The organism is Kistimonas scapharcae (assembly GCF_039540975.1).
Taxonomy (GTDB): Bacteria; Pseudomonadota; Gammaproteobacteria; order Pseudomonadales; family Endozoicomonadaceae; genus Kistimonas; species Kistimonas scapharcae.
The window spans coordinates 23,850-47,066 of the sequence record NZ_BAABFL010000121.1 but is presented as its reverse complement, the minus strand read 5'-3'; the positions used below and the strand labels follow the sequence as shown (position 1 = coordinate 47,066).

The following is a 23,217-nucleotide window of genomic DNA, read 5'->3' as shown; positions in this document are numbered from 1 at the left end:
CCAGAATCAGTGTTCAAGACTTACCAGAATGGGTGTTCAAGAGTTACCAGAATCGGTGTTCAAGTTGTGCCAGAATACGCACAAGTGGCATACACAGCTTCTATCTCTCTGATTGGCACATGCAAAATCACCTTTGCACGCGTCAGTCAGGGAATATGAAATTCAGGCTGTGCTACGCGATCATAGGTCAACCAACACTGATTCAGTCTTTCACTGTCGCCCAACCAGTCAAGACACCATTCCAGCGCAGGCCCACGCACCTCATCATTCCAGGCGACATGACAGGTTGTGTTCCAGGGCACGCCGTGAATGGCTCGTCCCACCAGCAGACCGCGATCCAGATAATAATGCGCAAAATGTCTGGGAAGTGTTGTCACACCAATTCCCTGTATGGCGCACTCAATGGCATTGCGGAAATTGGGAACAACCAGTACGGAAGGATTATCATCCAACCAGTTTTCTCCAGGCCGGAAATAACGGGCACTGTCTTCTATCGTGATGGTCAGATAATCCCTCAGCTGATCGGCTGTCAGAGGCGCTTCCGCCTGTGTCAACGGGTGATCTGGCGACATGACCAGCTCCCATTCCAGCAAGCCCATGGAGCGAAAATCAAAACGACTTTGACCCGGTATTATCTCGGGTACCGTCTGAGGTGCACCGATTGCCAGCTGGCAACGTTGGTGAAACAGTGCATCCCAGCAGCCGATGTAAATTTCCCCATTCACCACAAGCCGCGTGGTGGAAAAAGCGGCATTGAAATCACGAATCAGGTCGTACATCACACCCTGGTTCACGACATTATCGATCGCAATACGCAGCTCCCGTTCATAGCCCAGGGCAACCTGGCGAGTACTGTCTTCCAGTTGGCGAACCTTATCCAACAGACGACCGGCATGCTTGAGGAAATGCTCACCGGCCGGCGTCAGCGCCACCCGTTTGCTGTCGCGGACAAAGAGCTGAACATCCAGCTGTTCCTCCAGCTTTCGCACGGTATAACTGATGGCGGACGGCACCTTGTGCAGATGCTGGGCAGCCACCGTGAAACTACCGTAATGGGCAACAGCCTGGGCGACCTGTATCGACTCGGTCTGGATCATGCCACTCTCTCACATTCAATGAACAGAAAAACCGTTATCCCGGCAGCCCGTATGCTGCAAGGAGGATGACACAGGATCACCTTGAGGGAGAGACTCCGGACAGGACAACCTGAACAATAAAGACAGCGAGAGGAAGCAGGACAAAGACTAAAAGGGAGCGCTATTATCCGATAAGCATCACTGGCAATACAACGGCATAACACCACTTTATCACCAGGATTTTGGCTTTACATCCTCTGAAATAACGCTTTGCGGGATGAGCCAGGCGCCTTCGGTGAAGGCGCCATAGTCATGAACATTAATGCATCAAGGCAAACAAACGGCTGCGGAAACGACGCACCAGGGGATCCGCATTCCCCTGCTGCTCAAAGAACTTCAACATCAGAGTGCGGGCACCGTCTTCGCGGAATTCCCGGTCATGACGAATAATGCACAGCAAATTTTCCAGCGCCAGTTCCGGTTCATCGGCCAGCAACTGATGAATCGCCAGCTGATAACGGGCTTCATGATCTTTTTCATTGGCCGCAACCTGGGCGTCCACCGAAGCGCGATCAGCAATATCTCCGGCCAGTCCCAGCAGCGCAAGACGCGCTTTAGGCTGTGCAATGCCCGGCGCATCATCCGGAAGCGCATCCAGAAGTTGTGACGCATCTGCCACACGCCCCAGCTGCAGCAACAGGTTGGCCTGCAACACCTGCAAGCCCATATTTTCCGGCTCTTCCTGCAGCAATTCCTGCAATAACTGCAACGCCTGCTCAGGCTGCCCATCCGCAACCAACGCTTCAACCTGCGCTTGTACCCGTTCCGCCGGGCTCATGGTCAACTGATCAAGAATGGCGCGCAAGTCGCCTTCCTGCTGCATACCGGTCAACACCTGAACAGGCTTGCCCTCGTGCAAAAAAATCAGAGCGGGAATACTGCGAACGCCTAACTGCATCATCAGGCTCTGGGCAATCTGCTGAACCTGTGGATCAGGATCCTCAGCGTTCAGCTTGGCCAGGACAAACTTCCCCTGGTACGACTCAACCAGTTTCATCAGGATAGGCATCAGCATCTTGCAGGGCTGGCACCAGTCTGCCCAGATATCCAGCAAAACCGGAACCGATTTGGAACGTTCCAGCACTTCACTGTGTAAATTGTCAGCGGTGACCTCGATGACATTGGCTGTTGGATTCATGACAGACCCGTGTGATTGTGATTTAGCGATATTCACACAATGGCGTCACTCAAGGGTGAATTCAAGGGTCAACACGCACGCAAATTACCTGGATCTGCAGACCTTCAAAGCACTATCACAGCAATGAAAAAATTCATCCGAAATGCCCCGAATGTGTGCATTCAGGTTACCCACATTTTCTGTGGATATCTTTGTGGATGAGCTGGAGAAAAGCGCCGAAATCCCCCATTGAACCTTAAGAACCGTCAAATTGATCACTTTTTGACCAATTATTTTTTCCTTATTTTTCAATTAGTTATAGTTTGTTTTACGAAAAATCAAAGACTTAGCGCCAAATCATTGACCTTTACAAAAGGCGATCAAAATTTGTGCATAATTATTGACAAGAGGGAAAGTTCGCCCGAGACCGCGACTCAGAGGCGCTTTACGAAATGCAAGCAAAAATTTAAGAAAATTGATGGAAAAACAGAATCATTGAGCTGCCACAAAAGCAGCTCAATGGGAAGATCTTAATCGAACTTTATTCCGAGACGGTGGCCGACTTCTTCATACGCTTCAATCACACCGCCCAGCCCCTGACGGAAACGGTCTTTATCCAGCTTCTTGCGAGTTTCCTTATCCCAGATACGGCAGCCATCCGGACTGAATTCATCGCCCAACACCACCTGGCCATCAAACAAACCAAATTCCAGCTTGTAGTCAACCAGCAGCATACCCGCATCCAGGAACAGCTGCTTCAGGACATCATTGACCTTGAATGTCAGCTCTTTCATGGTTTCCACGTGCTGCGGTTCCGCCCAGCCGAAAGAACGGATATGGAACTCATTGATCATGGGATCATGGAGTGCATCGTTTTTCAGGAAGAACTCAAAGGTCGGGGGATTCAGGTCAATACCTTCTTCCACACCCAGGCGCTTGCAGATACTGCCTGCGGCAATATTACGCACGACACACTCAACCGGAATCATCTCCAGGCGCTTAACCAGTGATTCCTGAGAAGACAACACCTTCTCAAAATGAGTGGCTATACCGGCATCTTCCAGCTTCTGCATAATAAATGCATTAAAGAGGTTGTTGACCATACCCTTGCGTTCCAGCTGCTCGACCTTGACGCCGTCAAACGCAGACGTGTCATTTCTGAACAGCAGCACCATACGATTGGGATCATCTGTCGTATAAACAGACTTGGCCTTGCCGGAGTAAAGCTCCTCACGCTTTTCCATCATAATCTCCACACAGGTGAATAAAATCAGCAGATTCAGGGAACAAGGAGACAATGAACCGGTTCATCAAACAGACTGAACCGGTAATATAAGCACAACCATTAACGCTGACAGGTGTCGAACCCACGATTAACTCAGATGCGACTTGATGGACTGCAGCACTTTCTCAGAAACATCGACAGGTGGCAGGGTGTTAATATCTTTCTCCAGAGTGACCTGGACTTCTTCTCCGAGCGGAGAAACCCTGACGCGATAAGCGGTTTTGGGCGTTTGTTCACGATCATCAGCACTACTGCCAAAGAGGCCGCTAAAGAAGCCTTTCTCGTCATCCTTATCCGCTTTCTCGTCGCCCAGCTCAATATAGAAAACGCCGGCAGAGCGGTTCTGGTCAACCACCTGAATTTTCGCTTCACTCAACGCAACGGAAACCGCCTGCCAACTACGGGCAAATGGCTGGCTGATTTTAAGCACAGGATTTCCATTACCGTCGTAGATCAACGCACTCTGGTCACCAATACTGAGGGTCTGCGCCACCAGTGAAACGGATTGGTCATCCGCATTCTGTACCAGGAAGACCAGCATTTCATTCAGCAGGCCCGCTTCAAGGCTGGTGTTCGTTCCGGATGCTCCGTCACGCCAGACAGCCTTTTCTTCACTACCCAGTGCACGGCTGGCATGCTCCAGTTTTATCTCGCTGGTGCCCGCACGCACACCCTGCTGAACCGTCAAACGGAAGCGGTCTTCCTGAGGCGCCGTACTATCCATACCGACGACACGTCCGAACAGACGACGAACCAGATCCTTGCTAGTCTCATCACGCATCACAATCCACTGGGTTTCCATAACCCCCTGTGTTGCGTCCGACTCGGAAAGCGGAATATTGCTGACATCCCAGAAACGTACCAACTGAGGCCAGATTTTTTCGGGACTCTTCTCAGCCAGTAACCAGCGCTGATCACCACTGCGCTGCACGGAATACCCTTCATCCGCTGTCCGCATAATACGCTGATCAGGACGCGGTACTTCACCACCGACCTTGCCGGATTCAGCAACCTGCTCGGGCACACGCAGATATTCAGGCATGTCACGGGGATTCAAGCCTTCCGGAAGCGTCAGGCGACCATAGGTTTTCTCAGCCGCATAATCTTCGGATTTATCACGGAAATAGCCATCCTTTCCGGTCAGGTAGCTGCAGCCACCCAACACGAGAGAGACTGCTGCCACCAAAGGCAACATCCTTACACTGTGCATGCACTCTCCTTGGATACAACATTAATACCCGCTGCCTGCATGGCCTGAGCAACGGCTGCATGGTGCTGTTCTGACAATGGCGTTAGTGGCAGACGAATACCACCCTCCATTAACCCCATTGTCTGCAATGCCCATTTGACCGGAATCGGGTTTGACTCCAGAAACAGCGCCTTGTGCAAAGGCAACAGGCGCTGGTGAATGGCGCGCGCTTCATCCGCCTTGCCGACAATGGCCAGGTCACATAATTCATGCATGTCTGCCGGCGCCACATTTGCCGTCACAGAAATATTGCCCTTACCACCCAGCAGCATCAGTTCGACGGCGGTGCCATCATCACCGGAATAGACCGCAATACGATCACCGCAACGGGTAATGACTTCACGTGCCCGCTCCAGATCGCCGGTCGCTTCCTTGATAGCAACAATATTGGTCAGATCAGACAGGCGTTCAACCGTATCAGGCAGCATATCCAAAGCGGTACGGCCTGGTACGTTATAGAGAATCTGGGGAATCGCAACCGACTCCGCCACGGTACGGAAATGTCGGTAGAGGCCTTCCTGGGTAGGTTTGTTGTAATATGGTGTCACCAGCAGGCAGGCATCGGCTCCCAGCGCCTTGGCTTCGGCGGTCAGGTGCACCGCTTCCTGGGTTGAGTTGGCGCCGGTACCGGCAATCACGGGAATACGCCCTTTTACCTGCGCAACAACATCGCGAATGACCTGACAGTGCTCTTCCACAGTCAGCGTCGCCGATTCGCCGGTGGTGCCTACGGCCACAATGGCGTCAGTGCCATTTTCCAGATGGAAGTCGACCAGATCGTGCAGGCGCTGCCAGTCCACTTCCCCACCGGAAAACATGGGGGTGACCAGCGCAACAAGACTGCCGGTTATCATCGATACACTCCAGTAGCCATAAAAAATAAGCGCAAATGTTACCGGCCATGCCGGTATATCACAAGCTGCGTAACCACTCTTACAGACAGAAATCCGCAACGATATTCACTGCTGCGCGGCTCTGCCGATAAAAAGCATAGATCAGGACACGGGAATCAGGCTAAAACCGGGAGGCTAACCCTGAAACCGTGGTCCATACTTCTGGCCCCATAAACCAGAATCAGATTAACGCAGGTAAGGACATAGCATGAAGGCGAACATCGGCAAACCCGCTCCCGATTTCACCGCCCAGGCCACCAGTGGCAATCAGGTCGATTTTTCCGCACTCAAGGGCCAGAACATCGTTCTCTATTTTTACCCCAAAGATAATACTCCAGGCTGCACCAGCGAAGGCCAATCATTCAAGGCGCTCCACGAGCAGTTTGAAGCAGCAAATACACGGGTATTTGGAATTTCCAGAGACACCCTCGAATCCCATGAACTCTTTAAAAACCAGTATCAGCTGCCATTCGACCTCATTGCCGACACTGAAGGCCAGCTTTGCGAGTTGTTCGACGTGCTACGTGCCCGCAGAGCGGAACAGGAGACACCACTGATTGAACGCAGTACATTCCTAATCGATAGAGAAGGCGTCCTCCAGCACGAATGGCGTCGCGTACATATCAAGCACCATGTTGAAGACGTACTGCAGGCCGCCCAGGCATTGTCTGACATGATTGAGCCTGTCATCAGGCCGGACACTGAAGAGGATTAACCAAAGTGCACCCCATTCCGGGAGGCAGAATCATCTCGCCTCCCGGCTTTCTCAAACATCAACAGTGGCTGTTTCCTCACCACCTGGCCAAGCATTGATCACCGCCTTGACCAACGTCGCCAACGGAATCGCAAAGAAAACACCCCAAAAGCCCCAGAGCCCGCCAAACAACAGCACCGCAACAATAATTGCGATAGGGTGCAGGTTCACAGCCTCACTGAACAATAACGGTACCAGCACATTACCATCCAATGCCTGAATAACGCCGTAGACAACCATCAGAATGATGAAGTCATGCCCCATACCCCACTGAAAGAGCCCCACTGCCGCCACGGGTATCGTCACAATCGCCGCACCGATATAAGGGATAAGAACGGACAAGCCGACCAGCAACCCTAACAATGCCGCGTAGTTGAGCCCAAGAAAGACAAACGAGACAAAGGTCACCAGGCCAACAATCACAATTTCAATCACTTTGCCCCGTATATAGTTGGCAATCTGCTGACTCATTTCCTCAGATACCTGCTTGAGCATTCGACGCTCTTTCGGCAGCATGGATGAACACCAGGCCAACAATTCCTTACGATCCTTGAGAAAGAAAAAGACAAGAATCGGCACCAGCACCAAGTAAATCAGCAACCCAACCACACCGGATATCCGTGACAGGGAAAACGAAACAATCCATTGCCCCAGATTGGCTACCTGACTACTGGCAGCTTCCATCCACGCATTGACCTGGGCCTCAGAGACAAAGCCCGGATATTGTTCCGGCAACTCACTGAGCAACAGATGCCCCCGCGTCACCATGCGCGGTAACTCGTTAAGCAGATTGACCCCCTGATCCCAGACCAATGGCAGCAGTAACAGCAACACTACCATCAACATGGCCACAAACAGGGCAAACACCAGCGATACCGCCATCATATGGGGCACGTTATGCTGCTCCAACCAGCCAACCATCCCCTGCAGTACAAACGCCAGCACCATACCGGCAAACACGGGCGCCAGCATACTGCCAAAGGCCATGATGATACCCATGGCCAGGAGCAGCAGCACAAACAGCATCACTGCTTCATCATCGGAAAAATAACGCTGCATCCAGCCGCGAAAAAGTCTGAACATTGCCGTTTTATCCATGTTTTTTCAGTGTGTGGACAAACACACCCTCACACTCGTCACTTTCAAGTAGACTGTGGCCCGCCAGTTCAGCGTAACTGCGAAAATCCCTGACCGAACCGGGATCTGTCGCCAGCACCCTGAGCACCTGCCCCGCCGCCATCCGATTCAATGCCTGCTTGGCCTTTAACAATGGCATGGGGCAAGCCAGCCCCCTGACATCCAATTCAACATCTATGTCCGACATACCACCCGCACAACCCTGAAAACAACGGCAAACTCCATACCAGAACACTGACGACTCCAAATACTCTTCGGCAAACCCGCCATGAACGGTAAAAATCACGGAATTATTAATGAAAGACCCAATTCATCATAGTATCTTATGGGCAAAGAAAATGCCCTCGCCATTCACCACAAACCAATAAGCTGTTTGCTAATGCGAAAAATCGCCCATTTTCTCTCCACCATCAGCCTGCTGCTGATGCTGACCCAATCCGCGCAGGGCGCCTCAGAACTGCCAACACTTGGTGATGCGACTTCTGGCGTTGTCTCTGCCCAACAAGAGCATGAGCTGGGTCAGGTTTTCCTGAAGATGATCAACAGCCAGGTGAAAACCCTGAACGACCCGGAGCTCACCAGCTATACCGAAGCACTGATCTATCGCCTGGCTGAGACCAGTGAACTGCAGGACAGGCGTATCTCCCTGGTTATTATCGATAGCCCACAGCTAAACGCATTCGCCGCACCCGGCGGTATTATCGGCATTAATGCCGGGCTGTTCCTGTATGCAGAAACTGAACAGGAGTTTGCCTCGGTTGTCGCACACGAACTCGCCCACCTGAGCCAGCGCCACTACGCCCGCCGGGTCGAGGCTGCACAACGTCAGCGTTTACCCTCCATGGCGGCACTGCTGGGCAGCATCATTCTGGCCGCTGCCGGAGGGGGGGACCTTGGAGCCGCAGCCTTGAGCTCGACCATCGCTGGCATGCAAAGTGAACAACTGCGATTCAGTCGATTCAATGAGCAGGAAGCTGACCGGGTCGGCATCCGCAACATGGCCCGCGCCGGTTTTGACCCCCGCGCCATGCCCAAGCTGTTTGAACGAATGAGCCGCATGGAAGGCAGCGGCCCACAGATGGAATTCCTGCGTACCCACCCGGTCTCCAGAAACCGTGTTGCCGACTCCCTCGGCCGTGCAGAGCAATATCCGGTTCGCAATTACCAGGACAACCCGTCTTACCATCTGATGCGCATGCGCGTAATCGTCGAATCATCCAGCTCGCCGGAAAACACGGCGAGACGCCTTACCGCCGACCTTGAAACGGGGCATACCAGCTACCCCTTCGCGACGCGCTTCGGCTTAGCACTGGCACAACTGGAAAGTGGCGACACATCAAAAGCCGCCAACACGCTTAAACCGCTGTTAGCCAGCACACCAGATAACGTGTATTACCGCATTCTGGATAACCGCATTCGTTTTGCCCAGGGACAGCAAAAGGAAGCACTTGCCAACATCAAGGAGATGCTTCGCTTTACCCCCGATAACCTGCCCCTAACCATGACCTATGCGGACATGCTGTTTCAGGATAAACAGTACACAGCAGCCACCCGGGTTCTTAAAACATTCTCCCGCACACGTCCGGATGATCCCGAAGTCTGGTATCAACTGGCTGAGGCTGCGGGTAAAGCCGGTGACATTGAGGAAGTCCACAAGGCAAGGGCGGAGTTCTTTTTCCTGACAGGTAACTTTGATGATGCCATCAAACACCTGGAGTATGCTGCCGAACTACCTGGCACACCGTTCAGCACCAAAACCGCCCTGAAAGAACGCGTCACAGAAATTCAGGAATATAAAAAGCGGATGAAACTGTAAACACATTACGCAAAGCATAAAAAAACCGGCAGACATTGCCGGTTTTTTTATTCAATAGGGTAAAAGCATCACGATGCAGTAAAAGCCAGCATTCGATCAAGAGGCTGCAACGCTTTTTCCCTGACGAGCGGATCCACATGAATCTCACTGCCGCCATGCTCCAGCACATCAGCAATCAGTTCAAGGCTGTTCATTGCCATCCATGGACAGTGCGCACAACTGCGACAGGTAGCACCATTACCCGCAGTCGGCGCCTCTATAAACTCTTTCCCGTCACCAGCCAACTGCTTCATCTTGTAAAAAATACCGCGATCCGTCGCAACAATAAAAACAGGGTTGTTCATCGCTTGCGCTGCTTTGATCAGCTGTGTGGTAGAGCCCACCGCATCAGCCAACTCCACGACCGATTCCGGCGATTCCGGATGCACCAGCACCGCAGCATCAGGATAGACCTGCTTAAGATCAAGAATCCCCTTCGCTTTGAACTCCTCATGGACAATGCAGGCACCATCCCAAAGCAACATATCAGCACCGGTTGCCTTTTCGACATAACGACCGAGATAACGATCCGGCGCCCAGATCAGTTTCTCCCCCTCACTCGCGAGGTGCTCAACGATATCAATGGCACAGCTGGAGGTGACCACCCAGTCAGCCCTGGCCTTTACCGCCGCCGACGTGTTGGCATAAACAACCACCTTGCGATCAGGGTGCTGATCACAAAAACGGGTAAATTCATCGGCAGGACATCCCAGATCAAGTGAGCAGGTCGCTTCCAGCGTCGGCATCAGCACACGTTTCTCCGGGTTCAGTATTTTGGCCGTTTCCCCCATAAACCGAACACCGGCCACAACCAGCGTTGACGCTGAGTGTCGGGTGCCAAAGCGAGCCATTTCCAGGGAATCTGCAATACAGCCACCGGTTTCTTCAGCCAGCTCCTGCACCAAATCATCGGTATAATAGTGCGCAACCAATACGGCGTCTTTTTGCTTTAGCAAGGCCTTGATTCGCGCCTTCAACGCCCCCTCTTCAACCACGCCCTGGCCAGAAGCAGGCGCTTCCGACAGGTATTGGCTGACAAATAGTCTGTCTTTTGTTTGTGTCATCCGCTTATATGGCCTGTGGCACTTTCATATCTGTCATAGCTGACCTGACAAACGACCTTATTCCTGCATGCTTTCAGGAATACGAACGCAGAAAAACAGGCAGCATTGGGGAACGCATGTTAGCACAGAGAGAGCGGAAGTTTCATGCCGACAGAACAGTCATTAGAGGGAAATGGTGGGTCGTGTAGGATTCGAACCTACGACCAATTGGTTAAAAGCCAACTGCTCTACCAACTGAGCTAACGACCCTGGATAGAGACGAGCAACAAACATTACTCTGACAAGAAGATGGTGGGTCGTGTAGGATTCGAACCTACGACCAATTGGTTAAAAGCCAACTGCTCTACCAACTGAGCTAACGACCCGGAACAGAACGCAATCTTACGGATTACATCGACGACTACAAGTGTTAATTTCCACCATATGGCGTTTTTTTGGATAAAAACGCATCAGCGTTAAAGCTGATGCGTTTTCACTGACTTACATCGGTTTGCTTTGCAGACTACGCAGATACACATCTGCAAGTTTGGCCGCCGAACTCTGCGAATACTGACTGATCACAGACTTGAGATACTTCTCAGACTGCGCCTTGTCTCCCAACTGGTCAAATACACGTCCCAGCTTGTACATGGCATCCGGCGACTTGCCACTTTTGGGATAATCCTTCAGCACCGTTTCAAAAGCACCTTTGGACTGCTCCAACTTACCTTGCGCGAGGTATACCTCTCCGAGCCAGTATTGGGCATTATCAGCATAAGTACCCGCAGGGAATCGACGAATATAATCATTCAATGCAACGATCGCTTCATCGAATTTGCGTGTACGGATTAGCTGAAAGGCATCTTGGTAAACAGCCTGCTCTGAGACTGAATCCGTTACACCACCACCCGCACTGACAGCACCGGAGGCACTACCTGTATCCCTAGGGCGTGAAGCAACTGGCGTTTCAGGGGCTGAACCGGATTTCGACAGCATCCCGATACGGCGATCCAGATCCAGATAGCGATCCCGGTTTTCCTGACTGAGACGCTGTAGCGCATTCGCCTGCTCTTCAACCAGGCCTCTCAGCTGCAACACTTCCTGCTGGAGCGAACTGATCTGTTCAAGCAACGCACCGGCCTGCCCCACAGGGGCACTGACACCAAGCACATTGCTTTGCGCATTCGCCGCAGGCAGTGCCAACGAAGAAGGGTTCGAATCAACAACCGGGACGGGTGCAGCCAGCACGGGCAGGCTGCACAAGCCAGTCATGATCACTGCACGACGCAATTTGACCAATGACATGGCAGCAATCAGAGTGTGCCGTTGGCTGAATCGATTTCAGCACGACGGTTCTTGGTCCAGGCTGCATCCGAATGCGCAGGATCCAGCGGCTTTTCGAAACCGTAGCTGATCACTTCAATACGGTCAGAGGTGATACCCTTCAGCATCAGGTAGTTCTTGACCGCATTGGCACGACGCTCACCCAGAGCCAAGTTGTAGGTACGGGTGCCACGCTCATCGGTATGGCCACGGATAATCAGGTTAACGTTCTTGCCCGCTTCGGAGGTCAGGTAAGCAGCCTGCACATCCAGCGCCAGATAGTCTTCCGCGCTCAGGCGGTCACTGTCAAAATCGAAGTTATACACATCACGACTGAGCATTTCGGTGATCTGCTCAGGGGTAGCCTGCACCTTGCCACTGTCGATCACAGCCTGGACGGCAGGATCAACGATTGGTGTGGTAACCACTTCAGTCACAGACTGATCGGCCTCACCCGCCATTTCCTGGCCAGAAGAACTACCACCCGAAGAAGCACAGCCAACGAGATAGGTTGCCATCAGAGCCGCAACAAGCCCTTTGCCGATTTTGGCTAATTCCATCCTGAACTCCTGATCGTATTTCAATATGCAATGAATAAAAAGTTGAACTAAGGTAACAGAGTTAGCCCGCACAGACCAGTCAGCGCAGCAATCCGTAAACACGCATTTCTACGTAACTTCAGACCAGAGCACGAAACCTTTTCTAACCACTGACGAACACTTCACTCACAGCGTCCGAAATGGGCATCACACTAGCGCATGTAGGGAGACCAGGCCGGCTCCCTGACATCCCCCTCCTTGGAGGGCAGACGGTAGCTCACCTGCCCATCCGACGAAATAATGCCCAACACACCCTGCTGCCCGTCCTGCGCCGAATAAATCAGCATCTTGCCGTTCGGCGCGACAGCAGGCGAGTCCTCAAATGGCATCGAGGTCAGCGTGCGCGTTCTGCCGGTTTCCAGATCCAGCACCGCAATATTGTAATCCGACTGCCCTTTACCCTTGTGCACCATGGCGATGGATTGCCCATCCGGGAACACCTTGGCCCGAGCATTGAACCGACCCTCAAACGTCAGCCTGCGTGCATCCCCACCGGTTGCAGGGATCTGGTAAATCTGGGCAGAACCACCACGATTAGAGGTGAACACCAGACTTTTCCCATCAGGCATCCAGGCAGGCTCATTATCTATTGCAAAGTGACGGGTTACCTGCGTCAGCTTTTTCGTTGCCACATCCAGCGTATAGATATCCGGATTACCCGAACGAGACAATACCAACGCCAACTTCGAGCCATCCGGCGACCAGACCGGCGCACTGTTCAGGCCTTTGAAGTGGGTCATTTTCTGTCGCTCACCGGTAGCGAGTTCCTGGATATAAATGGCAGGACGCCCGGTTTCAAAGGAAACATAAGCAATTTTTTTGCCATCAGGCGACCAGCTGGGCGCCAAAATCGGCTCACCGGAACGCAACACCGTCACCGCGCGACGACCATCCATATCGGCATAGACCAGCTGATAGTCGGTGCGCTCCGCCGAAAAACGGTTGGCAATCACATAAAGGATCTTGGTGGAGAACACCCCACGAATACCGGCAATTTTTTCATACACGGCATCGCTGATATTGTGCGCCACCGAACGCAGTTGCGTTTTCGAACCTTCCACTTCCCCTTTCAAGACCGGCATCTGACGCACGATATCAAAAAGTTGATAATTTACCCGATACCGGTCATCCGGGAGCGCCGATACCTGCCCTATCACCAGATAGGTCACACCAAGCATGTTCCAGTCGCGGAAATAGACTTCGTCTGCCGTCGCAGGAAAACTCAGAAAATTATTGCGATCCACCGGCATGAACTGACCACTGAGCTTCAGGTCGTTGGTAATAATGCCGGAAATATCTTCAGGCAGGATGCCCTTGCCATTCCAGGCAAACGGCACGACGGCGACGGGAACCGCCTGATCATTTCCCTGGGTGATTTCAATGGTGAGGTCAGCCTGCGCCTGCTGCAGGCACAAGACCAGCATGAGCACTCCCTGAATCACACCCGAACGTAACCTGTCCATCACAACTTGAGCCATTTTCATTCCAGCAAATCCTGCGGATCGAAATAGAAATTAAACGCCCGGAAGTGACTTTCAAACAGCCGGCTTTCCAGCTGGCCCAACTCCCGGAACGGCGCCGCTTTCTGGACAGCACGAATGGCTGAATCATCGAAAGCCGGGTTACCGCTACCCTTTAATGTCTCAATACTGACAATTTCTCCGGTCGGTGTCAGCCTGACCCGAAGCTTGACCGTCATCCCTTTGCGCGCACTCGGTGGACGACTCCAGTTCTGTCGCACCAGCTGCTCAATCAACGCCACATAACCATTCACAACATTGGCATCGGTTTTCAGCTGTTCAGCTATTCGCTGCTGCTCTACCTGATCCCGCTCCAGCGCCGCCAGCATTTCCTGTTCCTGCAGACGCTGAGCCTCCTCCGCTTGTCGGGCTGCCTCAGCATCGCGACGTTTCTCAGCCTCTCGTTCGCGACGCTGCTGTTCTGCCAGCGCCTTTTTCCGGTCAACGTCACTCTTGACCGGTTTCACCGGCACCTTCTTCTCAGGCGTCTTGACCGGTGTTTTCTTTTCCGGCTTTTTGACCGGCTTTTGCCTGGGCTTCTTCACCGGTTTTGGCTTCGGAATGACCGGTTCAGGCGTTGGCACGTACACCTTCGCCATAATGTGCGTCGGTACTGGCCTGACCCGTTCCTCGGTCTTGCCGGGCCAGACGATCACCATCGCCACAACCGCTAACCCATGAAGCAACAACGATGTCAGAACGGGAATTGTATAACCATCACTGGTGCCACGACGACGAAGTTTCGATAACACATTCACGGCGTCAATTCAGCTCCCGGGGATCAGTCATCAACCCCACATCACTGACACCGGCATCCTGCAGGCTCGCCATGGCTGCCACAACCTTGCCGTAACTGACACGCTCATCCCCCTCAATCAGGACCAGCGTATCGGGCCGCGCCCGCTTGATTTTGGCTACACGCTCACTGATCACCTGGAGCGATAATGCCTTCTTACCGGTGGACTCCAGATTCAGATAGTAACTGCCATCCGCCTTGACGGAAACAATCAGCGGCTCCTTGCCCTTGGGCACTTCCATCGGCGCACTGTCTGTTTTCGGCAACTGGACCTTGATACCCTGCGACATCATGGGTGCCGCCACCATAAAAGCCACCAGCATCACCATCATGATGTCGATAAACGGCACCATATTGATCTCGGACATCGGCTTGCGCCGGGCACGGCTCCTCATGATGCCGCATCCTGCTGATGCGCATGCACTTTACGGTGCAGGATACTGGAAAACTCGTCAGCAAAGGTTTCATAGCCGGCCAACAAATGGTCAACTTTGGCCGAGAAACGGTTATAAGCCACCACTGCCGGAATCGCGGCAACCAGGCCAACCGCTGTGGTTACCAACGCTTCCGCAATACCCGGCGCCACGGCCGCCAACGTTGTCTGATGCACATTTGCCAGACCACGGAACGAATTCATAACACCCACAACGGTTCCAAACAAACCCACATAAGGGCCGGTTGAACCCACAGTGGCCAGAAACGGCAAATTCGCCTCAAGGCGCTCCTGCTCTTTCGACAACGCTACCCGCATGGCGCGCTGCACCCCTTCCATCACCGCATCCGGGTCACTGGTCTGACCGCGCAGGCGGGTGAATTCGCGAAAGCCACTTCGGAAGATGCGTTCCGCGCCATTATCCGGATCCGGGTTATCATGGACCTCCCGGTACAACTGACTCAAATCCATACCGGACCAGAAACGATCCTCGAACTGGCGCACCGCCTGGCGTGTATTACGCAATAAAATGGCTCGCTGGATAATAAACACCCAGCTTAAAATAGAAGCCCCAATCAGGATCACCATTACCAGCTGAACCACCCAGCTGGCATTCCATATCAGGGACCACATCGAAATACTTTCTGTCACAATCAATCCTCAGGGACAACACGGCCATCCAGATACTGCCTGCAGGCATCCGGCAGCGCCATTGGCTTCATACTTTCGGAATCAACACAGGCGATGGTAAAACGCCCAGAACACAACTCGCCCCCCTCCAGGCGCACCGACTGCTGGAACACCAGGCTGGCCCGCCCCGCCTTGATGACATTCGCCGTCACTTCAACGAGATCATCCAGCCTTGCAGAGCGCCGGTAGTTGATCTGAGCATCCCGTACAACAAACATGAACCCATGTTCCAGCAGCGCTCGCTGACCAAAACCCAGACTGCGAAGCCGCTCCGTACGGGCTCGTTCCATAAATTTCAGGTAATTGACATAATAAACAATGCCGCCAGCATCCGTATCTTCATAAAAGATACGCACAGGTAGAGAAAATTCGGATTCATTACCAGACATCACGCTTACCAAAACAACCTGTTTGCAAGCGATGTTTATATCACGACATCATGATCCCTGCTATCACGGTGCGACAAGCGGTACGGCCATCAAACACAAAAAAGAAAACGACTCCAGGGAGCCGTTTTCTTTCTTATCTCTACCCGTTATTGATACTGGCTGGTGTTTTTGACTACACGAGAGGTGCTTCCCTGGCCATAAATGGTGACCTTGTCCCCCACCCGGAACACCATGGCGGGATCCACCTGCTGAACCACGGCCACGTAGTTGCCATTAGCCAGCTGAATGGTCAGATTCACGCCCGCTTTTTTGGTCAGCTCATCTTCGGCCTTTCCGCCCAGGTAACCACCAAGCAGAGCACCACCAATACTCGCTATCGCACTCCCCTTGCCTCCGCCGATATCCGACGCGGCAATACCGCCCACTGCACCACCGGCAATGGCGCCAATCCCAGTATCAGTCCCTTCTAGCTGGACATTCTCAATACCGACGATCGTACCGAACTGAACCGTCTGCATCTGCCGGGCTTCACCACGGGAATATGTAGTAGAGGTCAAGTCGCTGGCACAGCCGACGAGCAACAGCGCCATGATTCCAGCCATAACCAACTTAACTTTGTCGTACATTTGAACCACCTGTAACCTTAACCAGGTTCTTACTTTCAGAGTACCGGCTATTGTGCCGCCTTAAACCTGAACGGGAACTTAACCACTATTCCGACGGAGTGACGGAAAGACCAAAATGCTCATAGGCGCGACGGGTCAGCACACGCCCCCGCGGGGTACGCATGATATATCCCTGCTGGATCAGATAGGGCTCAAGCACATCTTCAATGGTATCGCGTTCTTCACTGATCGCCGCCGCCAGGCTATCAACGCCTACCGGTCCACCATCAAATTTTTCCACCATGGCCTGGAGAAGACGGCGATCCATATGATCAAAGCCCGCACCATCCACATCCAGCATGACCAGGGCAGCATCTGCCACTGCCTGATCTACGTGTCCGTTGCCACGTACTTCGGCATAATCCCTTACCCGTCGCAATAAACGGTTGGCAATCCGAGGCGTGCCACGTGAGCGCGCCGCCACTTCACGTGCACCGTCTTCATCCATAGTCATACCAAGGATGGCGGCAGAGCGACCCACAATCTTGGTCAGGTCTTCAACACTATAGAACTCCAGACGTTGAACAATGCCGAAGCGATCACGCAACGGTGATGTCAGCAACCCTGCCCGTGTCGTGGCGCCCACGAGGGTAAATGGCGGCAGATCCAGCTTGATGGAGCGCGCGGCCGGCCCTTCACCAATCATAATATCCAGCTGGTAATCTTCCATGGCCGGATAAAGCACCTCTTCGACAACCGGACTCAGGCGATGAATCTCATCGACAAAGAGGATGTCGTTAGGCTCAAGGTTGGTCAGCATAGCTGCCAGATCACCGGCTTTTTCAAGCACCGGACCGGATGTCGTACGAAGCTGAACCCCCATCTCATTGGCCAGAATATTAGCCAGCGTCGTTTTCCCCAGCCCTGGCGGCCCAAAGATCAGCGTGTGATCCAGCGCTTCATTCCGCTGTCTCGCAGCACGGATAAAAATTTCCATCTGCTCACGCACTGCCGGCTGCCCGGTATAATCGACCAACCGGGTCGGTCGTATGGCGCGATCAATACGTTCTTCCTGCGGCGTTCCATGGCCCGATATCAATCGGTCACTTTCAATCATCCAGCACCTGCTGATTCAATGGCTCTGACATAGGTCAGTTGATTGTGTGTTATCTGATATTGGCTGTAAATCCAGAGAGTCCGCAGCGACAACCGCAGCACTTAGTGGCCACTCACACCATAGCCTTTAAAGCACGACGAATCAGCTCTTCACTGGCCAAACCATCCTCTTTCACAGAACCGATCGCTTTACTGGCATCTTGCTGGCGATAACCCAATGACACCAGAGCACTGATGGCATCCTGAACCGCCACACGATCGGACGGTGTGTTTGACACCACCAAAGACGGTGAAGCCGCATCAGCCCCACCCAGCTCAGGCGCCCAGTCATCCAGCCGGTCCCGCATTTCAACAATCAGGCGCTCGGCGGTTTTCTTGCCGATACCCGGCAGGCGCGTCAGCGTGGCACTGTCATCATCGTGGACACAACGCACAAACATGTCGGACTCCATACCCGACAGAATCGCCAACCCCAACTTTGGTCCTACGCCGTTGACACGAATCAGTGTACGAAACAGCTGTCGCTCCTTGCGGTCAGCAAACCCATACAGTAACTGCGCATCCTCACGGACGACAAAGTGCGTATACAGCGTCGCTTCCTGCCCCTCTTCCGGCAACCGGTAGAAGGTCGTCATTGGCGCTTCGACTTCATAGCCGACACCATTCACATCCAGCAATAATTGAGGCGGCCGCTTTTCAACAACAATTCCACGAAGACGACCAATCATGTCACATTCCACCTTTACAATGTTTCAATTCAGCATGCCGTTTAACGGAGCCGACCATTACCCATGCGCACGGACCCTTTACTGGTTGCCATGCGAATCAAACTCTGCTGTGTATGGGCATGACATAGCGCAACAGCCAGGGCGTCGGCAGCATCGGCCTGTGGAACCTTATTCAGCTTCAACAGCGCCATCACCATATGCTGAACCTGCGCCTTGTCAGCAGAGCCTTTACCGACAACCGACTGCTTGACCTGACGGGCGGAATATTCGGCCACCGGAAGCCCCTGATTAACCGCAGCCACAATGGCAGCCCCCCGGGCCTGCCCCAGCTTCAGGGCAGAATCCGCATTGCGGGACATAAAGACCTGCTCTATCCCTACGGTTTGCGGCTGGTAAGCCTCTATAACCCGATGAATACCCTCATACACCTGCTGCAACCTTTCCGGCAACTCGCCCGGCTGGATCCGGATGCAACCCGAATCAATGTATTCAATCCGTGAGCCTACCTGGTTGATCACTCCGTAACCGGTAATGCGGGAACCCGGATCAATTCCCAAAATAATTGCCATATCCTTGCCTGGAGACTCTCACAAAACCTATTCACACTACTGTACTTTTATACACCCCTCATGTGAAGTAAACATATCTGCTTATAGAGTCTTCGTAACATGAAGAAATACAGCATTTAAAAACACAGCCCTCAACCAAACTCAACTTCAATCATTTGATATAGCTGACTTAAGTACTCAAAACTAAACCACTCAATAAGGCAATCTAATTAGCGTCACTAAGTAAGAATGTATAAGAAGGGCATTATAAAATCGTTTTAAGCAACGGAGACAACAGGGTTTGGTTATAGTGTTATCGAATGACTATCAAGAATTACAAACCATCATTCTGCGTAACGAAAAACTACAGGCAAATCAGACATGGAAGCGTATTCTATTATGAACAGTTTGATTGAGTCACTTTGACGATGAAAGAGCTACTCACCCCGATCTTAACCGTTACAGCTGTGGTTTTTTTGTTATTTTTTTTAATCATTGGCGTTAACATCTGAACGGTATTTAGCTGACACATATCTTCTTTTGTATACATCTCAGCATCGCTCTAACATGTAGCGAATCAGGTGCCAACAGTAGCGCCAGCACCTGAAGCTTTCGTCCTGAGGGGTATCAGCCCAGAGACTCCATCACATCATCCGGAATATCGGCATTGCTGTAGACATTCTGGACATCATCCAAGTCTTCCAGGCGATCAATCAACTTCATGATCTTTGCAGCACCGTCAGCATCCAGCGGTGACTGGGTTGTCGGCACCATGGCAACTTCACCATCGGCCGGCGTCATGCCTGCCGCTTCCAGCGCATCCTTGACCTGCATGAATTCAGTCCACTCAGTGGTGACTTCCACAGAGCCGTCATCATTGGCAATGACATCTTCCGCACCGGCTTCCAACGCCGCTTCCATCAGCGCATCTTCATCGACGCCCGGCTCGAAGAAAATCTGTCCTTTACGCTCAAACAGGTACGCAACAGAACCGTCAGTACCCAGATTACCACCATGCTTGGAAAACGCGTGACGCACTTCAGACACAGTCCGGTTACGATTATCCGTCATGCATTCAACCAGGATAGCTACACCACCCGGGCCGTAACCCTCATAGGTGATCTCTTCCATGTTGTCGTTGTCGGCGCTGCCAGCGCCACGGGCGATCGCACGGTCAACGGTATCGCGGGTCATGTTGGCGCCCAGCGCCTTGTCGACCGCCGCACGCAGACGCGGGTTATCTTCCGGGTTGGGACCGCCAGCCTTGGCGGCTACGGTCAGTTCGCGGATCAGCTTGGTAAAGATCTTGCCACGCTTGGCATCCTGCGCCGCCTTGCGGTGCTTAATGTTGGCCCATTTACTATGACCTGCCATAGGTCGAAACCTCACCCTTTAATGAATTACTAAAAACGACTTGTCGTATCAATCGATGGCCGGCTGCCAGCCTGAAAGCAGGCAGCCGAAACCAGCCACATCAGTGACTGGTGGCGGAAGCAGGATCCCTGCGGATACGGATATTCAGGTCACGCAGCTGCTGCTCTTCCACGGTACCCGGCGCCTGGGTCATCTGGCAGGCAGCTGACTGGGTTTTCGGGAAGGCAATCACTTCACGGATGGAATCCGCACCGGTCATCAGCATCACCAGACGGTCCAGACCAAAGGCCAGACCACCGTGCGGCGGCGCACCAAACTTCAGGGCGTCCAACAGGAAGCCGAACTTCTCGCGTTGCTCTTCTTCGCCGATACCCAGTACACGGAATACCACATGCTGCATCGCTTCATTATGAATACGGACAGAGCCACCACCCAACTCAACACCGTTCAACACCATATCGTAGGCACGGGATAGAGCGTCAGCCGGTGTAGCTTCCAGCTCTTCCGGCGTGCAGCTTGGCGCGGTGAAAGGATGATGCAGCGCGGTCAGGCCACCCTTGCCATCTTCCTCGAACATCGGGAAGTCCACGACCCACAGGGGCGCCCATTCACAGGTGTACAGGTTCAGGTCTTCACCCAGCTTGCAGCGCAGTGCACCCAGGGCTTCGCTGACCACAGTCGCTTTATCTGCACCAAAGAAGACGATATCGCCATTCTGCGCATCCAGACGCTCCATGATCTGCATGGTCACGTCATCACCGAGGAACTTGATGATGGGTGACTGCAGGCCTTCCTCTACACCTTTCTCGATGGCGTTGACCTTGATCCAGGCCAGACCTTTTGCACCATAGATGCCAACATACTTGGTGTATTCATCAATCTGCTTACGGCTCAGGGTGGCGCCACCCGGCACCTTCAGCGCGGTCACGCGGCCTTTCGGATCGCTGGCAGGGCCTTTGAAGACCTTGAAATCAATGGCTTCCATCAGGTCAGCGATATCGACAAGCTCCAGCGGGATACGCAGGTCAGGCTTGTCAGAACCAAAGCGACGGATGGCGTCGGCATAGGTCATGCGCGGGAAGGCATCGAATTCAACATTCATCAGGTCGCCGAACAGCTTGCGCACCATGCCTTCGGTAAGACCCATGATCTCTTCTTCGCCAAGGAAGGAGGTTTCAATATCGATCTGGGTGAATTCCGGCTGACGGTCGGCACGCAGGTCTTCGTCGCGGAAGCATTTCGCCACCTGGTAGTAACGGTCAAAACCAGAGACCATCAGCAGCTGCTTAAACAGCTGAGGAGACTGCGGCAGGGCAAAGAAAGAACCCTGATGGGTACGACTCGGTACCAGGTAGTCACGGGCACCTTCAGGCGTCGCACGGGTCAGGATCGGGGTTTCGATATCCAGAAAGCCATTGCTGTCCAGGTAATTACGGATAGCGCTGGTCACCCTGGAGCGGAAGATCAGCTTCTGCTGCATATCCGGACGGCGCAGATCCACATAGCGGTACTTCAGGCGAATGTCTTCACCGACATCGGTGTACTCGTCCAGCTGGAACGGCGGGGTCAACGCGCTGTTCAGAATTTCCAGATCCTTGCCCAGCACTTCAATCTCACCGGTCTTCATGTTCGGGTTGACGGTGCCTTCCGGACGCAGACGTACCTTACCGGTCACCTTCAGGACAAACTCGCTGCGGGCGCGGTCTGCCAGGGCAAAGGCGTCCACGGTATCGGGGTCAAACACCACCTGGGCAATCCCTTCCCGGTCACGCAGATCCAGGAAAATGACACCGCCATGGTCACGGCGGCGATGGACCCATCCACACAGTGTGACTTCCTGCCCCTCATGGGAGGCGTTCAGATCGCCGCAATAATGGCTGCGCATACTCTAACCTCAGTCTTCAAATCGTTATCTGGCCTGCCCATGACAGACAGGTGTGCAATGCTCTCACCGACAATGGACTATCCATTGCCCCCGAACTATCAGTCGCTGGTTGCAGAACAACCGCCGCAGCCGCTCTTGGTGTCCTTGCTCGGGCAATGATTGTCGCTGGTCGCGACATTCTTTGCCTTTTTGCCCTTGAAGTCCGTCTCGTACCAGCCGCCGCCTTTCAGGCGGAACGACGGGGCGGACAACAGCTTCTTCAGGGCAGACTCCCCGCAGGCGGGGCAGTCGGTCAGCGGGCTGTCGCTGAATTTCTGAATAGCCTCATGGGTATCGCCACAGGATTGGCAAAGGTATTCATAGATCGGCATAAATGGCGCGAACTCCGAACTCAAAACGGAACGAAACGCGGGATTATAACGTAATGCCCGCACAAACAGCCATGCGCAGGACCACTATTCTTTGACCGAGCGACAGGTGTACGGTTCAACCAGCACCATACAAGAAACAAGAAGCGTAAATAGGTATTACCACCTACATACGCAGAAAGTACCGCATTGTTAGACTTTTGTGCCATGCAATACGGTCGTACTGGATACGGTTTCCGGTCAAAGCCTGTTACAGGACACGTACAATGACAGGTAAAACCTTGACATATGGCAAGGTTTATCGGCAACACGGACAGATATACTGCGGCCAACCTGTAGGCAGAGAATGCTGGACGAAATGTCATCAGTGCCTG

24 protein-coding genes and 2 tRNA genes are annotated in these 23,217 nt (G+C 53.1%); 2 read left to right on the top strand and 24 right to left on the bottom strand.

From position 1 onward, the window contains the following. Positions 1 to 146: 146 nt before the first annotated feature. The 5 genes from ABD892_RS07810 to dapA all read right to left on the bottom strand — a co-directional run bounded on the left by ABD892_RS07810 (position 147) and on the right by dapA (position 5,641). Positions 147 to 1,097 carry a LysR substrate-binding domain-containing protein gene (locus ABD892_RS07810; protein ID WP_345194910.1) on the bottom strand — a complete coding sequence of 317 codons (951 nt, stop codon included), beginning with the start codon at positions 1,095 to 1,097 and terminating at the stop codon, positions 147 to 149. 298 nt (positions 1,098 to 1,395) lie between these two features. Continuing rightward, positions 1,396 to 2,274: a tetratricopeptide repeat protein gene (locus tag ABD892_RS07805; protein WP_345194909.1), complete on the bottom strand. Its 879-nt coding sequence runs from the start codon at positions 2,272 to 2,274 to the stop codon at positions 1,396 to 1,398. A gap of 509 nt (positions 2,275 to 2,783) precedes the next feature. Next, positions 2,784 to 3,497, bottom strand: a complete 714-nt coding sequence (purC, locus tag ABD892_RS07800) for a phosphoribosylaminoimidazolesuccinocarboxamide synthase (protein WP_345194908.1) — start codon at positions 3,495 to 3,497, stop codon at positions 2,784 to 2,786. 129 nt (positions 3,498 to 3,626) lie between these two features. Continuing rightward, on the bottom strand, positions 3,627 to 4,748 hold the full coding sequence (gene bamC, locus ABD892_RS07795; protein WP_345194907.1) for an NlpB/DapX family lipoprotein: 1,122 nt from the start codon (positions 4,746 to 4,748) through the stop codon (positions 3,627 to 3,629). Further along, the gene (gene dapA, locus ABD892_RS07790) at positions 4,736 to 5,641 is read right to left on the bottom strand and encodes a 4-hydroxy-tetrahydrodipicolinate synthase (RefSeq protein ID WP_345194906.1); all 906 of its coding nucleotides are present in this window, start codon (positions 5,639 to 5,641) and stop codon (positions 4,736 to 4,738) included. Before dapA ends, bamC begins: the two co-directional genes overlap by 13 nt. Before the next feature lie 247 nt (positions 5,642 to 5,888). Here dapA and ABD892_RS07785 point away from each other — a divergent pair, with 247 nt between their 5' ends. Beyond that, complete coding sequence (locus ABD892_RS07785) at positions 5,889 to 6,395, top strand: peroxiredoxin (protein ID WP_345194905.1); 507 nt, start codon at positions 5,889 to 5,891, stop codon at positions 6,393 to 6,395. A 51-nt stretch (positions 6,396 to 6,446) separates the two neighbouring features. Here ABD892_RS07785 and ABD892_RS07780 read toward each other — a convergent pair whose 3' ends face one another. Continuing rightward, the gene (locus ABD892_RS07780) at positions 6,447 to 7,517 is read right to left on the bottom strand and encodes an AI-2E family transporter (protein ID WP_345194904.1); all 1,071 of its coding nucleotides are present in this window, start codon (positions 7,515 to 7,517) and stop codon (positions 6,447 to 6,449) included. Positions 7,518 to 7,524: 7 nt separating this feature from the next. Further along, positions 7,525 to 7,758, bottom strand: a complete 234-nt coding sequence (locus ABD892_RS07775) for a sulfurtransferase TusA family protein (protein ID WP_345194903.1) — start codon at positions 7,756 to 7,758, stop codon at positions 7,525 to 7,527. 192 nt (positions 7,759 to 7,950) lie between these two features. Between ABD892_RS07775 and ABD892_RS07770 the strand changes: the two genes are divergently transcribed. After that, positions 7,951 to 9,387: a M48 family metalloprotease gene (locus tag ABD892_RS07770; RefSeq protein WP_345194902.1), complete on the top strand. Its 1,437-nt coding sequence runs from the start codon at positions 7,951 to 7,953 to the stop codon at positions 9,385 to 9,387. A 68-nt stretch (positions 9,388 to 9,455) separates the two neighbouring features. Here ABD892_RS07770 and nadA read toward each other — a convergent pair whose 3' ends face one another. From nadA to ABD892_RS07685, 17 genes are all read right to left on the bottom strand, one after another. After that, the gene (nadA, locus tag ABD892_RS07765; protein WP_345194901.1) at positions 9,456 to 10,490 is read right to left on the bottom strand and encodes a quinolinate synthase NadA; all 1,035 of its coding nucleotides are present in this window, start codon (positions 10,488 to 10,490) and stop codon (positions 9,456 to 9,458) included. Positions 10,491 to 10,663: 173 nt separating this feature from the next. Then, positions 10,664 to 10,739, bottom strand: a tRNA-Lys gene (locus ABD892_RS07760). Positions 10,740 to 10,779: 40 nt separating this feature from the next. Then, positions 10,780 to 10,855: transfer RNA gene (locus tag ABD892_RS07755), tRNA-Lys, on the bottom strand. 115 nt (positions 10,856 to 10,970) lie between these two features. After that, positions 10,971 to 11,774, bottom strand: coding sequence for a tol-pal system protein YbgF (gene ybgF, locus ABD892_RS07750; RefSeq protein WP_345194900.1), 804 nt, complete (start codon positions 11,772 to 11,774; stop codon positions 10,971 to 10,973). Between the two features lie 8 nt (positions 11,775 to 11,782). Continuing rightward, positions 11,783 to 12,352, bottom strand: a complete 570-nt coding sequence (locus tag ABD892_RS07745; protein WP_345194899.1) for an OmpA family protein — start codon at positions 12,350 to 12,352, stop codon at positions 11,783 to 11,785. Positions 12,353 to 12,543: 191 nt separating this feature from the next. Beyond that, a complete protein-coding gene (gene tolB / locus ABD892_RS07740; RefSeq protein ID WP_345194898.1) occupies positions 12,544 to 13,875 on the bottom strand; it encodes a Tol-Pal system beta propeller repeat protein TolB in 1,332 nt (443 codons plus the stop codon). Beyond that, positions 13,872 to 14,669: a cell envelope integrity protein TolA gene (gene tolA, locus ABD892_RS07735; protein ID WP_345194897.1), complete on the bottom strand. Its 798-nt coding sequence runs from the start codon at positions 14,667 to 14,669 to the stop codon at positions 13,872 to 13,874. Before tolA ends, tolB begins: the two co-directional genes overlap by 4 nt. Positions 14,670 to 14,673: 4 nt before the next feature. Further along, complete coding sequence (gene tolR / locus ABD892_RS07730) at positions 14,674 to 15,102, bottom strand: protein TolR (RefSeq protein WP_345194895.1); 429 nt, start codon at positions 15,100 to 15,102, stop codon at positions 14,674 to 14,676. Next, positions 15,099 to 15,773, bottom strand: coding sequence for a protein TolQ (gene tolQ / locus ABD892_RS07725; protein ID WP_395180335.1), 675 nt, complete (start codon positions 15,771 to 15,773; stop codon positions 15,099 to 15,101). Before tolQ ends, tolR begins: the two co-directional genes overlap by 4 nt. A gap of 20 nt (positions 15,774 to 15,793) precedes the next feature. Then, positions 15,794 to 16,219, bottom strand: a complete 426-nt coding sequence (gene ybgC / locus ABD892_RS07720; RefSeq protein WP_345194893.1) for a tol-pal system-associated acyl-CoA thioesterase — start codon at positions 16,217 to 16,219, stop codon at positions 15,794 to 15,796. 146 nt (positions 16,220 to 16,365) lie between these two features. Then, positions 16,366 to 16,845 (bottom strand): outer membrane lipoprotein, encoded by a 480-nt coding sequence (locus ABD892_RS07715; RefSeq protein ID WP_345194892.1) that lies wholly within the window; start codon positions 16,843 to 16,845, stop codon positions 16,366 to 16,368. 85 nt (positions 16,846 to 16,930) lie between these two features. Further along, complete coding sequence (gene ruvB, locus ABD892_RS07710; protein WP_345194891.1) at positions 16,931 to 17,941, bottom strand: Holliday junction branch migration DNA helicase RuvB; 1,011 nt, start codon at positions 17,939 to 17,941, stop codon at positions 16,931 to 16,933. Positions 17,942 to 18,053: 112 nt separating this feature from the next. Next, complete coding sequence (ruvA, locus tag ABD892_RS07705; protein WP_345194889.1) at positions 18,054 to 18,668, bottom strand: Holliday junction branch migration protein RuvA; 615 nt, start codon at positions 18,666 to 18,668, stop codon at positions 18,054 to 18,056. A 41-nt stretch (positions 18,669 to 18,709) separates the two neighbouring features. Further along, positions 18,710 to 19,237 carry a crossover junction endodeoxyribonuclease RuvC gene (ruvC, locus tag ABD892_RS07700; protein ID WP_345194888.1) on the bottom strand — a complete coding sequence of 176 codons (528 nt, stop codon included), beginning with the start codon at positions 19,235 to 19,237 and terminating at the stop codon, positions 18,710 to 18,712. Positions 19,238 to 19,843: 606 nt separating this feature from the next. Further along, a complete protein-coding gene (locus ABD892_RS07695; protein WP_345194887.1) occupies positions 19,844 to 20,590 on the bottom strand; it encodes a YebC/PmpR family DNA-binding transcriptional regulator in 747 nt (248 codons plus the stop codon). 100 nt (positions 20,591 to 20,690) lie between these two features. Then, positions 20,691 to 22,475: an aspartate--tRNA ligase gene (gene aspS, locus ABD892_RS07690; protein ID WP_345194886.1), complete on the bottom strand. Its 1,785-nt coding sequence runs from the start codon at positions 22,473 to 22,475 to the stop codon at positions 20,691 to 20,693. 98 nt (positions 22,476 to 22,573) lie between these two features. Continuing rightward, positions 22,574 to 22,870, bottom strand: a complete 297-nt coding sequence (locus ABD892_RS07685; RefSeq protein ID WP_345194885.1) for an FmdB family zinc ribbon protein — start codon at positions 22,868 to 22,870, stop codon at positions 22,574 to 22,576. Positions 22,871 to 23,217 lie beyond the last annotated feature (347 nt).